Raw genomic sequence first — 14,012 nt, 5'->3', positions numbered from 1 at the left:
GGCGCCGGCGCACCGCGGCGCCCTGACCCGGCGGCTGACCCGGCGGCTGACCCGGCGGCCTAGGCGGCGGCCGGGCTCGTCCGCTTCCACCGGCACACCAGCACCAGCGCCACCACGGTCAGCACCGCCCAGCCGAGCAGCACCAGCCGCGGCCCCCACCGCTCGGTCTCGGGGAAGTACGCCGCCGCGCGCAGCGCCGACACCGTCGCCCCCGAGGGCAGCCAGTGGTGCAGGAAGCCGAACGGCTGCGGCAGCAGCGCGGGTGAGACCGCCCCGCCGGAGGAGGTGTTGCCCAGCAGGATGAACAGCGCCCACGTCGGCAGCAGCGCCCAGCGGCCGATGAGCACGCTCATCGTGGCCGCGAAGGAGGCGGCCGTCACCATCTGCAGGCCGAGGGCCCACCAGGTCTCCAGGAACGGCAGCGGCAGGTCCAGCAGCCCGACGGTGGCCGCCACGATCGCCAGCCCGCCCAGCGCGGCGAGCGCCGCCGTGCACACCAGCCACGCGGTCAGCGACAGCGGCTTGGCGTTGACCCGCAGCTGGAAGGCCCCGACGAAGCCGACGATCGTCGCGGCGATCGTCACGTAGAACGCGGACAGCCCCGAGGGGTCGGCGGCCGGCAGCGGGTGCAGGTCGCGGGTGGTCAGCCGGGTGCCGGTGCGCTCCTGCGCCTGCGCCGAGGCCTGCGCCAGCACCCGCGCCACCGAGCTGCCGGACGCGCTGGAGGTCCCCAGCACCACCGAGCCGCCGGCCTGGACCTGCACGACGGCGTACTGCTCCTGCAGCGCCACGGCGCGCTCGGCCTCGGCCACGGAGGTGAACTCGGTGACGACGAGGCCGTGGGAGGTGGCTTCGTCGAGCGCGCGCAGGTACGCGTTCGACTGCGCGCCGGGGCCGACGACCCCGACGGCCAGCGCCCGGGCCGTCGGCCGGCCGAGGGCGTCGAGGTAGAGGGAGGCGAACAGCGCACCCATGAGCGCGGCGACGACGATGACGACGGCCGCGCTGCGCAGCGGCGCCTCGCGCCACAGCGGGCCCTCGGCGGTGGAGTGGCGGGCGGTCACCGGCGCGGACCCTCAGACGTCGAGGTCTCCGCCGTCGAAGCCGCCGTCGAACCCACCGCCGTCGAACCCACCGCCGAACCCGCCGTCGTCGAAGCCCCCGGCGTCGTACCCGCCGTCGTACCCGCCGCCGTCGTAGCCCACGTCCTGGGTGTCCACGCCCTGCTCGGCGCCGGCGCCACCCGCGTCGCCGCCGTCGGAGCCGGCGTCGTAGCCCTCCTCGTAGCCCTGCTGCTCACCGGCCTCGTAGGCCTGGTCGTCGCCCCAGTGCTCGTTGCCGAAGTCGTCGGGGATGAGCGCGTCGGCGATGGCCGTGCCGATGAAGGCGCCGGCGACGCTGGTCAGCAGCGTGCCGCCCAGCCCCATGCCGCCCATGCCGCCCATGCCGAAGCCGCCACCGCCGAAGCCGCGCCCGTAGCCGCCACCGGGCCCGTAGCCGCCACCGGGCCCGTAGCCGCCGCCGGGCCCGTAGCCGGGGCCGCTGTTGAAGACCTGGACGAGGGTGCCGGGCTGGCGCATCTCCGCGCGGGTGGCGGTGCGGGCCAGCGAGCGCGGGTCCTCGCCGCGCTGCTCCGAGGCGGGCACGACCGCGGACAGCTGCTGCAGCACCTGGCGGCGCTGCTCGGGGGTGAGCTTGGCGAACGCCTCGGCGTGCGCCTCCTCGACCTGCTCGGGCGGGGCCGTGCGCAGCATGTAGCGGTACCGGGCGACGGCGGCCTCGTCGGCGTCGCGGGGCGCGCCGGCCGGGTCCGGGCGCTGCGGCGGCGCCGGGGGGCGGTGGTCGACGGGGTAGGGGGCCTCGTGCGCCGCGTCGCGGTGGCGCTGCCCGCGCTCGTCCCCACCGCGTCGTCCCAGCAGCCGGTCCAGCAGTCCCATCTCGTCCTCCCACGTCGTCGATCGACGACGAAGAGCGCACCACGCGCACCGGGCACCCGCATCCCGGGACGTCCGCTGGTGTCGAGGACGTCCCCCGGGCGCTGCTAGTCTGGAGGACGCCTTCGCTCCGTGCGGAGGTCACGGTCACCCGCCGTCCCTCCCGGTGTCCCCACGCCGGAGTCCCCGGTGGAGCGACCGCCCTCTGACGCTGAACACACGATCGACAGGAAGACGGAGCACGTGGCGAACATCAAGTCGCAGAAGAAGCGCATCCTCACCAACGAGAAGGCGCGCCTGCGCAACAAGGCCGTCAAGTCGGAGCTGCGCACCGCGGTCCGCTCGTTCCGCGAGGCCCTCGCGGCCGGCGACGCCGAGAAGGCCCAGGCCGCTCTGGCGCACGCGAGCAAGAAGCTCGACAAGGCCGTGAGCAAGGGCGTCATCCACAAGAACCAGGCCGCCAACCGCAAGTCGGCCATCGCGAAGGCCGCTGCCAAGGCCTGAGCCGCACCGCACGACCCGTCGAGGGCCGGCTCCCCACCGGGGGGCCGGCCTTCGTCGTCCCCGGCGGCCGGGACCTCTCCCCTAGCGGCCGTGCGCCTCGGCGATGACGCGGACGGCCCGCTCCAGGGCGTGCTGGGCGTCCTGGCCACCGCCCTTGACGGCGTGGTCGGCGGCGGCCACGGCGAGGATGGCCTCCGCCAGCGGCTCGGGCTCCAGGTGCTGCAGCTCCCGGCGGGCCCGGTCGACCAGCCACGGCGCCATCCCCAGCTCGCGCGCCACGTCCGCCGAGCGGCCGCGGCCGGCGGCCGCCACCTTCGCCAGCTGCCGCAGCCGGGAGGCGAGCGCGGCGACGACGACGACCGGGGGCACCCCGGTGGCGAAGGCGTGCCGCACGAGGACCAGCGCCTGGCCGGTGCGGCCCTCGACCGCGGCGTCGGCGACCTCGAAGCCCGTCGCCTCGCGCCGGCCCCCGTGGTAGCGGTGCACGTCGGCCTCGGTGATGGTGCCGTCGGTGTCGCCGACCAGCTGGTCCACGGCGGCGGCCAGCTCCCCCAGGTCGCTGCCCAGGGCGGCCACGAGCGCGCGGGCTGCCTCCACGTCGATGCGGCGGCGGGCGCGGCGCACGTCGGAGAGGACGAGGTCGACCTTGTCCTGGTCGCGCTTGAGCGGCTGGCAGGACACCTCCACCGCGCCGGGCGCCGCGCGGGCGGCGTCGAGGACCTTCTTCGCCCGTGGACCGCCCCGGTGGCGCAGGACGAGCACGACCGACTCCAGCGGTGCCGGCAGGTACTCCAGGACGTCCTCGACGAAGGCCTCCGTGGCCGCGTCGACGCAGTCGACGACGACGAGGGAGCGCTCGTCGAACAGCGACGGGGACGTCCACGTGGCCAGCTGGCCCTTCTGGTAGCCGGCCGCGGCGACGTCGGTGCGCTCGAAGGCGGGGTCGAGCTCGCGCATGCGGGCCAGCAGCGCGGTGGACGCCCGGTCGGCCAGGTGCTCCTCCGAGCCCGCGAGCAGCACGACCGGGGCCGGCGCCACGTCGTGCGCCGGCACCGTCCGCGCGCCGGCCGCCCCCTTGGCCGGGACCTTCGCGGGGGCCTTGGCGGTGGAGCGGGCGGTCTTGGCGGGCACGGGGCCAGCGTGCCACGCGGTGGCGACACGTCCCGGCAGCTGCGCGGCACGTCCCCCGCGCGTCACAGCCCCGAGCGGAAGGTGAACTCCCCGCCGACGAGGGTGGCCAGCACGCCGGTGCGCCGCAGCGCGTCCGCTCCGCCGCGGGCCAGGACGGCGGCCGGCTCGTCCTCGACGAGCACGACGTCGGCGTCGTCGCCGACGCGCACGCCGGTGCGCCCGGCGCAGGCGGCCGGCAGCGCGACCTCCAGCGGCAGCTGCTCCTGCGGCCGCCAGGCGGGCCGCTCGTCGACGCTGCGGTGCACGGCGCTGGCGATCGCGTCCCACGGGTCCAGCGCCGCCACCGGCGCGTCGGAACCCAGCCGCAGCCGCGCGCCCGCGGCGTGCAGCGAGGCGTAGGGGTAGGCGTCCTCGGCGCCGTCCGCCCAGTGCACCTCGAGGACGTCGCGGTCGTCGACGACGTGCCGCGGCTGGATGCTGGCGACCACGTCGAGGGCGGCGAAGCGGGCGATGTCGGCGGGGGCGACCTGCTGGGCGTGCTCGATGCTGCCCGTGCAGCCGACGGCGGCGAAGCCGTCGAGGGCGACCGCCACGGCCGCGTCCCCGATGGCGTGCACGGCCACCTGCAGCCCGTGCGAGGTCGCGCGGCGCAGCACCGGCTCCAGCTGCTCGGGCGGGAGGCGCAGCACCCCGTGCCCGCCCTCGGGGTAGACGTGGCGGCAGTAGGCGGTGCGGGTGCCCAGCGAGCCGTCGACGACGAGCTTGACCGGGCCGACGCGCACCCGCTCCCCCGCCCCGGGCACCGCGTCACCGGTGCGCAGCCCGGCATCGAGCGCCTCCTCCAGCCAGTCCGGCCACACCCCGGCGGACACCCGCAGCGCCGGGTGCAGCCCGGCCGCCGCGCGCCGCGCCCAGGTGCCCAGCGGCGCGTACTCCAGGTCCACGATGCCGGTGACCCCGCGCGCGGCGGCCGCCCGCGTGGCCTCGGCGACCCAGCGGTCACCGGTCTCGGCGCCGACGTCGGCGGCGGCGGCCGCCAGCTGCATGGCCGCCGCCTCCCGCAGCAGCCCGTCGGGGGCCTGCTCGGGCGGGACGCCGAAGCGGCGGGCGGCGGCGGAGTTCACCCAGGCCGCGTGCAGGTCGGCGCTGACGACGAGCACGGGCCGCTGCCCGAAGCGGGCGTCGAGGACGTCGCGGTGCGGGGGCTCGCTCCACAGCGCGTCGCGGAAGCCGTGGCCGACGACGAGGTCGTCGCCGGCGGGCGCCCGGGCCGCGAGGAGGTCGGCGACCTCGGCGGGCGAGGCGGCGGCGAGGACGTCGATGCGGCGGCGGGCCGCGGCCCACTGGGTGAGGTGGACGTGGCTGTCGACGAGCCCGGGCAGCAGCACGGCGCCGTCGGCGTCCACGACCTCGGCCCCCGCCAGCGCGCCGGGGTCCAGCCCGGGCGCCCCGGCGCGCAGGTCCTGCCCGAGCGCGCGCACCCGGCCCCCGGCCAGCAGCACGTCGCACACCCGGCCCTCGCGGCGGACGCGGCGCAGCAGCACCGGCGGCGCGGCGGGAGCGGGCTCGGCGGGCGGGCGGGCGGGAGCCGGGTTCACCGGGGGACCTCCAGTCGGGCGGGCGGCCGGCGTGCCGCACCGCGACACGGTGGCACAGCCCCCGCCCCTCGTCCTCGGCCCCCCGCGCCGCGGGGACGCGCACGGGGTTCACCCCGCCGCTCACTCCCTGCTACACAGGAACTCCACAGTGCGGTGGCGGACGCGGGACGCCGCACCTCTGCGAGGACGGGGCTCGACGTGGCGGTTCGAGGACGTGGACGGCGCCGGGGGCGTGCGCTGGTGAACGGATCGGTGCTCGTGGCGTGCCTGACGGCGACGGCCCTGGTGGCGCCCGCGCGGGCGGTGGAGCGGGCACCGGACGGGGCCGCGGTCGGGGTTCCCGTCGAGGAGGCCTCCTTCGTCGACCCGACGGCGCAGGTGCGCCACCCGGGATCGGTGGACCTGGCGGAACGGGTCTACGTGGGTCCCTTCGCGCAGCTGCTCTCCGGCCGGCGCGCGGGCATCGGGATCGGCGCGGAGTCCAACGTGCAGGACTCCGTGCGCGTGGAGGCCCTCGTGCACCGCCGGGGAGCCGAGGAGCGGGCGCTGGCCGCGGCGGGGCTGCGCCCCACCGACGGCGTGCGCACCGGCGAGCGGGTCATCCTGGCCCACGGCTCGGCCGTGCGGGGTCCGGCGCGCATCGGCGTCGGGGAGGCGGCCCCGGAGGACTCCGGGGTCTTCGTCAGCTTCGGCGCGCTCGTCGACGGGGCGGTGCTGGAGCGCGACACCGGCCTGTCCGCCCTCAGCCGGGTGGGACCGGGCGTGGTGCTGCGCAGCGGCACCCTGGTCCTGCCCGGCAAGGACGTGCGCACGCAGGCCGAGGCCGACGACCCGGCGCTGGGCAAGGTCCGCCCGCTGGTGGAGGCCGACCGGTTGTTCAACGCCGCGGTCGTGGAGGTCAACGTCGGCCTGGCCCGCGAGTACGCGCGCCTGGCGGCCGAGGAGCCGGACGCGGTGCGGGGCATCAACGTCGACCCCGGCGGCAACGTCTTCGACGCCTCCCGCGACGCGCCCGCGGTGGAGTCCGCGCTGTGCACGGGCCCGGAGGTGCGCGATCCCGGCTTCCGCAACCGGGTCATCGGCGACGTCTGCTTCGAGGACGACCTGCGCTCGCTCTCGCAGCGGATGGGCTCGCGCATCTCCCTGCGCGCCGACGAGGGCGGGCCGTTCTCGGTGGGCACGGTGCGCAGCATGGGCAACGGCACGATCTTCCACGCCCTGGAGGGGTCGGACCTGTCGATCGGCAACCGGGTCACCTACGGCCAGCGGGTCGTCGTCCACGGCGGCGGGCGCCCGGCGGTCGACCCGACGACCGGGGTCGCCGCGCCCACGACGATCGGCAACGACGTGGTCCTGGAGGACGAGTCGGTGGTCTTCCGCTCGCTGGTGCGCAACGGCGCGGTGGTCGGCGAGCGCAGCCTCGTCGTCGGCAGCGAGCTGGCGGTGGGGCAGGTCGTGCCGGACCGCACCGTCTACGCCAACGACGCGGTGTTCGGCCCCGTCGAGTGGTGAGGGCCGAGCGGTGAGGACGGGCACCGCGGCGGTGGTGCTGCTGGCCGCCGCGCTGAGCGCCGGCTGCACCACCGCCGGGTCCACCCCGCCCGCTCCCCCGGCGAGCACCCCCGCCGCGGCGGCCGCGCAGGCTGCACCCGCCGCGCCCGCGCAGGCCCCTGGAGACCTGGGGGTGGCGACGGTGGAGAGCCGCGAGAGCGGCAGCGGGCCGCAGGGCGCGCCGGTGGTGCGCTGGAGCGTGGACTGGCAGCTGCGCTGGTCGCCGGTGCCGGGCGCGGTCTCCTACGCCGTGCGCTACGCCAGCGCCGAGGGGGTGCCCGCGGGCTCGGCGCCGCAGCGGACCACCGAGGACACCTCTCTGCGGGTGACCGCCGCGGCCGGCACCTCCGCGCCCGAGCGGCACGCCGCCGAGCGCGACGCGGGGCTGCTGTTCACCTCCTCGCAGCTGCTGGTCTCGGTCAGCGGCGTCGGCGCCGACGGCACCGAGGGACCGGCGACGGGCTGGATCCCCGTCGGCGACGTGCCGCCGGACGGCAGGCCGCTGACGACCCTCCCGCACCGGCACGCGCCGGGCGGGCACGCCGACGGGCACACCGACGGGCACACCGACGGGCACGCCGACGAGGGCGCCGGGCACGAGCACCCGCCGGCCCCTCACCCCTCGGAGTAGCGGGCGCGGCGCTCGGCCTGGGCCGGGTCGGAGCCGCGCTCCAGGGTGCGCAGCCGCTGCGGGGTGCCCGCGACGGCCACGTCACCGCCGGTGTCGGTGCGCAGCACCCGCGCACCGGTGCCGGCCAGCAGCGCGAGCACGGCCGGTGCCGGGTGCCCGTAGTCGTTGACGGCGCCGACCTGCACGAGCGCCACCCGGGCGCGCACCCGCCGGTGCAGCGCCGCCTCCTGCGAGGCCGAGCCGTGGTGGGCGACCTTGAGGACGTCGACGAGCGGGCCGCCGGGCCAGCGGCCGGCCGTGGCCAGCAGGCGCTGCTGCCCCTCGCGCTCGAGGTCCCCGGGCAGCAGCACCCGCACCCCGGCGACGTCGGCCAGCAGGACCACGCTGGAGTCGTTGACCTGCGAGGAGTCCGGCTCGCGGGTGCCGGCCACGCCCGGGCGCGGGGCGAGCACCGTCCAGGACACCTCCCCCGCGCGCCCGGACTCGCCCGCCGCGATGGCCCGCACCGGGGCTCCGGCCGCGGCGGCGACCGCGGCGACCCGGTCGGCGGCCGGCCGCACCGCGAGCGGGGAGACGAGGACCTCGCCCACCGCGCGCCCGCGCAGCGCACCGGGCAGGCCGTCGACGTGGTCGGCGTGGAAGTGGGTCAGCACGACCGCGTCCAGCCGCCGCACCCCCAGCCGGTCCAGGCAGCCGTCGACGAGCTCGGCGTCCGGGCCCGCGTCGACGAGGAGCGCCGAGGCGGGCCCCGAGCGCAGGACGAGCGCGTCGCCCTGGCCGACGTCGCAGCCGACGACCCGCCAGTCCGCGGGTGGCCACGGACCGGACGGACCGCCCCAGCGGGGAGTGCAGCGCACCAGCAGGACGGCCACCAGGACCAGCACGAGCGCGGCGGCGCTCCACCGGCGCCGGCCGGACCTCCGGTCGGCGGGCCGCCGGCCGGCGGCGGCCGCGGCGAGCGCGAGCAGCACCGTCGCGACGGCCACCACGAGCGCACCGGCGGCCCCCGCGGGCACGGCGAGGGCCGTCGGCAGGGTGGCAGCGGCCCGGGCGACGAGCGCGATCCACCAGGCCGGCAGGCCCGCCGGCCACGCCAGCAGCGCCGCACCGCCCGGCCACAGCGGGGCCAGCAGCGTCGTGGCCAGCCCGAGCACCGTGGCCGGCGCCACCGCCGGGGCCGCGACGACGTTGACCGGCACCGACAGCGGGTTGACCTCCGGCCGCAGCAGGACCAGCACGGGACCGCAGACCGCCTGCGCGGCGGCGGGGACGGCCAGGGCCAGGGCCAGCACCCGCGGCACGCCGGCGCCCTCCAGCCGGCGCGCCAGGGGCCGCGCGAGCAGCAGCAACCCCGCGGTGGCGAGCACGGACAGCGCGAGACCGGGTTCGCGGGCCAGCCACGGGTCGGCCACGAGCAGCACGAGCACCGCCGCCGCCAGCACCGGCACCCCGCGGGTGGGGCGCCCCGCGGCGACGCCCACCAGGCCGACGCAGCCCATGACGGCGGCGCGCAGCACGCTCGGCTCCGGGCGCACCAGCACCACGAACCCGGCCAGCCCGGCCGCGGCCACCAGCACCCGCGCACGCAGGCCGAGCCCCGCCCACGAGGCGGCGAGGACGAGGGCACCCGCGACGAGCGTGGTGTTCGAGCCGCTGACGGCGGTCAGGTGGGCCAGGCCCACCGCCCGCATGTCCTCCTCCAGGTCCGCGGGCAGCGCGGAGGTGTCGCCCACGACGAGCCCGGGCAGCAGGCCCCGGGCGTCGGCCGGCAGGTCCGCGGCGGCGGTGTGCAGGCCGCCGCGCAGCCGGTCCGCGGCGCGCAGCAGCGCGGCCGGCTCCTCGAGGACCCGCACCCCGCCGTCGGCGGTCACGACGGCGACCGCCCGCTGCCCCGCCCGCGCGGGCGCCAGCCGGCCGCTCAGCTGCACGCGCTGCCCGAGCCGCACGGCCGACCAGCCGTCGGCACCGGCGTCGGCACCGGCGTCGGCACCGGCGTCGGCGTCGGCGTCGGCGTCGGCGAAGACGGTCGCCGGCGCGGCCACGGCGAGCACCCGCCCGCGCACCCGGACCTGCTGCAGCTCCACCTCGACGACGACCCGGTCCGCGGCACCGGGGCGCTGGGCGGCGACCGGGCGGGGGTCGGAGGTGGCGCGGGCGGTCGCGGACACGCTCGCCCGCTGCCCGGCCCACTGCGCCAGCGCACCGGAGGACGTGCGCGCCTGCTGCAGCACGACGGCGACGAGGACGAGCGCGCAGGCGACCAGCACCAGCAGCGCGGGCACGAGCAGCGCCGGCACGGGAAGCTCCGGCGCCCCGCGGCGGCGCACCAGGGCGACGGTGGCGAGGACGACGAGCAGGACCACCACGACGAGGGCTGCCCGCGCCCCGCGCGGGTGCGCGACGGCGGTACCCGCGCACGCCCAGGCGCCGAGCGCGGCCGCGACCAGCCGCAGGTCCAGCGGGGCCGCCGGCCGCGGCTCGTCGACCCCGGGCCCGCGGACCCCCGGGGCGGTCGCCGGGGTCGCCGCCGGTGGGGTCGCCCTCACACGCGCACCCGCTCGCGCAGGTCCGCCAGCACCTTGGGGCCGATGCCCTGCACCTCGCCGAGCTCCTCGACGTCGGTGAAGCGGCCGTTCTGCTCGCGCCAGGCGACGATGCGGCCCGCCAGCACCTCACCGACGCCGGGCAGCGCGTCCAGCTGCTGCGCGCTGGCGGTGTTGAGGTCCAGCGGGGCGTCCGCGCCCGGCACGGCGCCCGGTGCGACGCCCGGTGCGGCGGCGGCCGCGGGTGCGGGCGCCTGGCCGGGAGCGGGCACGAGCACCTGCTCGCCGTCGACGAGCGGGCGGGCGAGGTTCACCGCGTCCAGGTCGGCGTCGGCGGCGGCACCGCCGGCGGCCGCGAGCGCGTCGGCGACGCGGCTGCCCGCGGGCAGCACGACCACGCCGGGGACCAGCACGCGGCCCGCGACGTGCACGACGACCCGGCCGGCGGGGGCGGCGGCCGCGGTCCCGGCCGGTGCCGGCGCGGCGGTGGGGTCCGCAGCCGGGGCGGTGGCCGGGTCCGCGGCGGGTGCGGTCCGGGTGGGGACGGCGTCGCCCAGGGGCGCGTCCCCGCCCGGCCACGCCCGCCACGCGAGCAGGCCCAGCCCGGCGACGACGACGAGCGCCACGAGCAGGACGCCCGCACCCGCGCGCGGGCCGATCCGCCACCGGGCGGCGCGCAGGCCCGCCGGTGCCCGGTCGGCGAGGCGGCGGCGGACCTCGCCCGCACCGGCGCGCCGCGCCGGGGGCGGCCGCCTCCCCCGCTCGTCCACGGGGTCGTCCACGGGGTCGTCGACGAGGTCGCCCAGGAGGTCGTCGTCCAGCTCCTCGAGGTCGTCCTCGTCGAGCACGTCGTCCAGCGGGTCGTCCAGCAGGTCGTCGTGCGGGTCGTCGTGCAGATCGTCGTGCTCGTCGTCGGGCCGGTCGGCCAGCGGGTGGCCCGGCCGCCCTCCCGGGCGCGCCGAACCGCCGCGGTGCGGGGTGGAGCGCAGCTGCCGCGCCGCGAGGTCCCGGGCGCGCAGCGCCGGGTCGCGGGGGCGGTAGGAGGATCGGGGCACGCCGGGACGCTAGGCGGCCGTCCCGCTCGCGGGACCCGCCGCGCGGGCCGCTGTGGACGGTCGGGCGGGCCGGCGGGCTGTGCGGACGGCGGTGGTGCCGGCGCGGCCGGGCGCTCAGCCCGGCGCGGGGGGCGGGAGCTCCGCGTCCAGGTGCCGGCGCACCTCGGCGACCATGTCGACCCCGTCCGGGTCGAGCAGCCACTGCACCTGCAGGCCGTCCATGACCGCGACGAGGCGGCGCGCGGCCGAGCGCGGGCGGGGGTGCCCGCAGTCGGTGAAGGCGCCGGCGAGCTCGTCGACCAGGCGCGCGTAGCGGCGCACGAAGAAGGCGTGCGCGGGGTGGTCGGGCGCGGTCGCCTCGGCCGACAGGACGCTGTAGAGCTCGACGATGCCGCGGCGGGCCCGGTTGCGCGCCACGACCTGCAGGAGGGCCTCGAAGCGCTCGCGGCCGGTGCGCTCGGCGAGCCCGGCCTCCGCGGCGTCGTCGGCGTCGCGGCGCTCCAGGACCGCCAGCAGCAGCTGCTCCTTGCCGCCGACGTGGTGCAGCAGACCCGGCAGCGACAGCTCGCAGCGCTGGGCGAGCTCGCGCAGCGAGGCGGCCCGGTAGCCGGAGGCGGCGAAGAGGCGCACGGCCTCGGTGAGGATCTGCTCCTTGCGGGCCCGTCCCTTCGCGTAGCCGCCGCGCGCTGCCATGCCCCGTTCCTACCACCAATACCTACCACGTGCTCGGTTTTCGGGGTACGGTCCGGCCATGAGCGACGACGCCGTCCCGACCCTGCTGGCCCGGCTGACCCTGGAGGAGAAGGCCGCCCTCCTCGGCGGTTCGGACTTCTGGCACACCCAGCCCGTGGAGCGCCTGGGCATCCCCGCGCTCATGGTCACCGACGGCCCGCACGGGCTGCGCAAGCAGGCCGAGGGCGCCGACCACCTGGGCCTGAACGACAGCGTCCCGGCCACCTGCTTCCCGCCCGCGGCCGGTCTGGCCTCCTCCTGGGACGTCGACCTGCTGCGCCGCGTCGGCGAGGCGCTGGGCCGGGAGACCCGCGCCGAGCGGGTCGCCGTGCTGCTCGGGCCGGGGGTCAACATGAAGCGCACGCCGCTGTGCGGGCGCAACTTCGAGTACTTCTCCGAGGACCCCGTGCTCGCGGGCGACCTGGCCGCCGCGATGGTGGCCGGGGTGCAGAGCCAGGGCGTGGGCACCTCGCTGAAGCACTTCGCGGCCAACAACCAGGAGACGCAGCGGATGACGATCTCCGCCGACGTCGACGAGCGGGCGCTGCGGGAGATCTACCTCACCGCCTTCGAGCGGGTCGTCAAGACCGCCCAGCCGTGGACGGTCATGTGCTCCTACAACCGCATCAACGGCGTCTACGCCTCCCAGGACCCCTGGCTGCTGACGCGGGTGCTGCGCGAGGAGTGGGGTTTCACGGGACTGGTCGTCTCCGACTGGGGGGCCGTCGACGCCCGCGAGGAGGGGGTGCGCGCCGGGCTCGACCTGGAGATGCCCTCCTCCGGCGGCACCGGCACCCGCCGCGTCCTGGACGCCGTCGCCGCCGGGACGCTGAGCGAGGCCGACGTCGACCGCTCGGTGCGCCGCGTGCTCGAGCTCGTGGAGCGGTCGCGGGCGGCGCTGGCCGCCCCGGGCTCCTTCGACGTCGAGGCCCACCACGCCCTGGCCCGCGAGGCCGCCACCCGCAGCGCCGTGCTGCTCAAGAACGACCCCGCCGGCCAGGGCCCGCAGACCGCCCCGCTGCTGCCGCTGGCCGCGAGCGGCGGCACCGTCGCCGTCGTCGGCGAGTTCGCCCGCACCCCGCGCTACCAGGGCGCGGGGTCCTCGCAGGTGAACCCCACCCGCCTCGACGACGCCCTCGGCGCGCTGCGCGAGCAGTTCGCCGGCGCCCGCGAGGTCACCTTCGCCGCCGGCTACGACCCCTCCAGCGAGGACGCCGACGCCGCCCTGGTCGCCGAGGCCGTCGCGCACGCCGAGGCCGCCGAGGTCGTCGTGCTGTTCCTCGGCCTGCCCGCCTCCTACGAGTCCGAGGGCTACGACCGCGAGCACATGAACCTGCCGACGGCGCAGCTGGAGCTGCTCGAGCGGGTGGTCGCGGCGAACCCGGCGGTCGTCGTGGTGCTCTCCAACGGTTCCGCGGTCCACCTGGAGCCCTGGCAGTCGAGCGTGCCGGCCGTGCTGGAGACCTGGCTGCTGGGCCAGGCCGGCGGGGGCGCCGTCGCCGACCTGCTCACCGGAGCGGTGAACCCCTCCGGCAAGCTGGCCGAGACGATCCCCGTGCACTACCTGGACAACCCGACGATCGGGAACTTCCCGGGCGAGCACGGGCACGTCCGCTACGGCGAGGGGCTGCTCATCGGCTACCGCTGGTACGACGCGCACGCGCTGCCGGTCGCCGGCGCCTTCGGCCACGGGCTGTCCTACACGAGCTTCGAGTACTCCGGGCTGCGCCTGGCGGCCGGCGCGGACGGCCTGGAGGTCCACGTCGTCGTCCGCAACAGCGGCGACGTCGCCGGCGCGGAGGTCGTGCAGGTCTACGTCAGCGACAGCGAGTCCACCGTGCAGCGCCCCGAGCAGGAGCTCAAGGGCTTCGCCCGCGTCGTCCTCGAACCCGGCGAGAGCCGGGAGGTCGTCCTCGTGCTCGACGAGCGGGCGTTCGCGTTCTGGCACTCCGTCGCCGGCCGCTGGGTCGTGGAGGGCGGGGAGTTCGGGATCCGCGTGGGCTCCTCCTCGCGCGACATCCGCCTGGCCACCACGATCACCCTGCCCGGGGACGAGGTCGGCACGCCGCTGGCCGCCGACTCCGAGGCCGAGCAGTGGCTGGCCCACCCCGTCGCCGGGCCGGCGCTGCGCGCCACGATCGAGGGCACCCCCTGGGAGCAGATGCTCTTCGACCCCCAGCACGGGCAGATGATGCGGGCGATCCCGCTCGTGCGGCTCACCCGCTTCCCCGGGTTCCCCGTCGCCGAGGACGAGCTGCCGCGACTGCTCGCCGACGCGGACGCCGGCGCCTGACCCACCGCCCCGCCCGCCGCGGCCGAGCACGTGGTCGGCC

The 14,012-nt window shown here is 78.1% G+C and carries 11 protein-coding genes; 4 read left to right on the top strand and 7 right to left on the bottom strand.

All coding sequences use genetic code 11. From position 1 onward, the window contains the following. Positions 1-59: 59 nt before the first annotated feature. On the bottom strand, positions 60-1,064 hold the full coding sequence (locus ACRYM2_RS21070) for an ABC-2 transporter permease (protein ID WP_432524437.1): 1,005 nt from the start codon (positions 1,062-1,064) through the stop codon (positions 60-62). Positions 1,065-1,076: 12 nt separating this feature from the next. Then, complete coding sequence (locus ACRYM2_RS21065; RefSeq protein ID WP_432524434.1) at positions 1,077-1,937, bottom strand: hypothetical protein; 861 nt, start codon at positions 1,935-1,937, stop codon at positions 1,077-1,079. Between the two features lie 240 nt (positions 1,938-2,177). Here ACRYM2_RS21065 and rpsT point away from each other — a divergent pair, with 240 nt between their 5' ends. Further along, the gene (rpsT, locus tag ACRYM2_RS21060) at positions 2,178-2,438 is read left to right on the top strand and encodes a 30S ribosomal protein S20 (RefSeq protein WP_432524433.1); all 261 of its coding nucleotides are present in this window, start codon (positions 2,178-2,180) and stop codon (positions 2,436-2,438) included. 81 nt (positions 2,439-2,519) lie between these two features. On the opposite strand, the gene holA is transcribed toward rpsT, so the two are convergent. Then, the gene (holA, locus tag ACRYM2_RS21055; RefSeq protein ID WP_432524431.1) at positions 2,520-3,569 is read right to left on the bottom strand and encodes a DNA polymerase III subunit delta; all 1,050 of its coding nucleotides are present in this window, start codon (positions 3,567-3,569) and stop codon (positions 2,520-2,522) included. Between the two features lie 62 nt (positions 3,570-3,631). Then, positions 3,632-5,167 (bottom strand): amidohydrolase, encoded by a 1,536-nt coding sequence (locus tag ACRYM2_RS21050; protein WP_432524430.1) that lies wholly within the window; start codon positions 5,165-5,167, stop codon positions 3,632-3,634. 240 nt (positions 5,168-5,407) lie between these two features. Between ACRYM2_RS21050 and ACRYM2_RS21045 the strand changes: the two genes are divergently transcribed. Both ACRYM2_RS21045 and ACRYM2_RS21040 read left to right on the top strand, forming a co-directional pair. Next, positions 5,408-6,679: an LbetaH domain-containing protein gene (locus ACRYM2_RS21045; protein WP_432524428.1), complete on the top strand. Its 1,272-nt coding sequence runs from the start codon at positions 5,408-5,410 to the stop codon at positions 6,677-6,679. Between the two features lie 10 nt (positions 6,680-6,689). Beyond that, the gene (locus ACRYM2_RS21040; RefSeq protein ID WP_432524425.1) at positions 6,690-7,349 is read left to right on the top strand and encodes a hypothetical protein; all 660 of its coding nucleotides are present in this window, start codon (positions 6,690-6,692) and stop codon (positions 7,347-7,349) included. On the opposite strand, the gene ACRYM2_RS21035 is transcribed toward ACRYM2_RS21040, so the two are convergent. The 3 genes from ACRYM2_RS21035 to ACRYM2_RS21025 all read right to left on the bottom strand — a co-directional run bounded on the left by ACRYM2_RS21035 (position 7,334) and on the right by ACRYM2_RS21025 (position 11,640). After that, entirely contained in the window at positions 7,334-9,895 is a 2,562-nt protein-coding gene (locus ACRYM2_RS21035) for a ComEC/Rec2 family competence protein (RefSeq protein WP_432524423.1), read from the bottom strand. The two genes, ACRYM2_RS21040 and ACRYM2_RS21035, sit on opposite strands and share 16 nt — an antisense overlap. Then, positions 9,892-10,947, bottom strand: coding sequence for a ComEA family DNA-binding protein (locus ACRYM2_RS21030; RefSeq protein ID WP_432524421.1), 1,056 nt, complete (start codon positions 10,945-10,947; stop codon positions 9,892-9,894). Before ACRYM2_RS21030 ends, ACRYM2_RS21035 begins: the two co-directional genes overlap by 4 nt. Positions 10,948-11,061: 114 nt before the next feature. After that, a complete protein-coding gene (locus tag ACRYM2_RS21025) occupies positions 11,062-11,640 on the bottom strand; it encodes a TetR/AcrR family transcriptional regulator (protein ID WP_432524420.1) in 579 nt (192 codons plus the stop codon). 58 nt (positions 11,641-11,698) lie between these two features. On the opposite strand from ACRYM2_RS21025, the gene ACRYM2_RS21020 reads away from it, so the two are divergent. Beyond that, positions 11,699-13,972: a glycoside hydrolase family 3 C-terminal domain-containing protein gene (locus ACRYM2_RS21020; protein WP_432524418.1), complete on the top strand. Its 2,274-nt coding sequence runs from the start codon at positions 11,699-11,701 to the stop codon at positions 13,970-13,972. Positions 13,973-14,012 lie beyond the last annotated feature (40 nt).

This window comes from Kineococcus aridisoli (assembly GCF_050871885.1).
Classification (GTDB): Bacteria; Actinomycetota; Actinomycetes; order Actinomycetales; family Kineococcaceae; genus Kineococcus.
The sequence above is the reverse complement of the archived record's forward strand: the minus strand, read 5'-3'. Positions and strand labels throughout refer to the sequence as shown.

Excerpts from the sequence above, each read along its gene's own strand:
- ACRYM2_RS21065 (WP_432524434.1), bottom strand. The coding sequence starts at position 1,937 with ATGGGACTGCTGGACCGGCTGCTGGGACGACGCGGTGGGGACGAGCGC.
- ACRYM2_RS21025 (WP_432524420.1), bottom strand. The coding sequence starts at position 11,640 with ATGGCAGCGCGCGGCGGCTACGCGAAGGGACGGGCCCGCAAGGAGCAG.
- ACRYM2_RS21020 (WP_432524418.1), top strand. The coding sequence starts at position 11,699 with ATGAGCGACGACGCCGTCCCGACCCTGCTGGCCCGGCTGACCCTGGAG.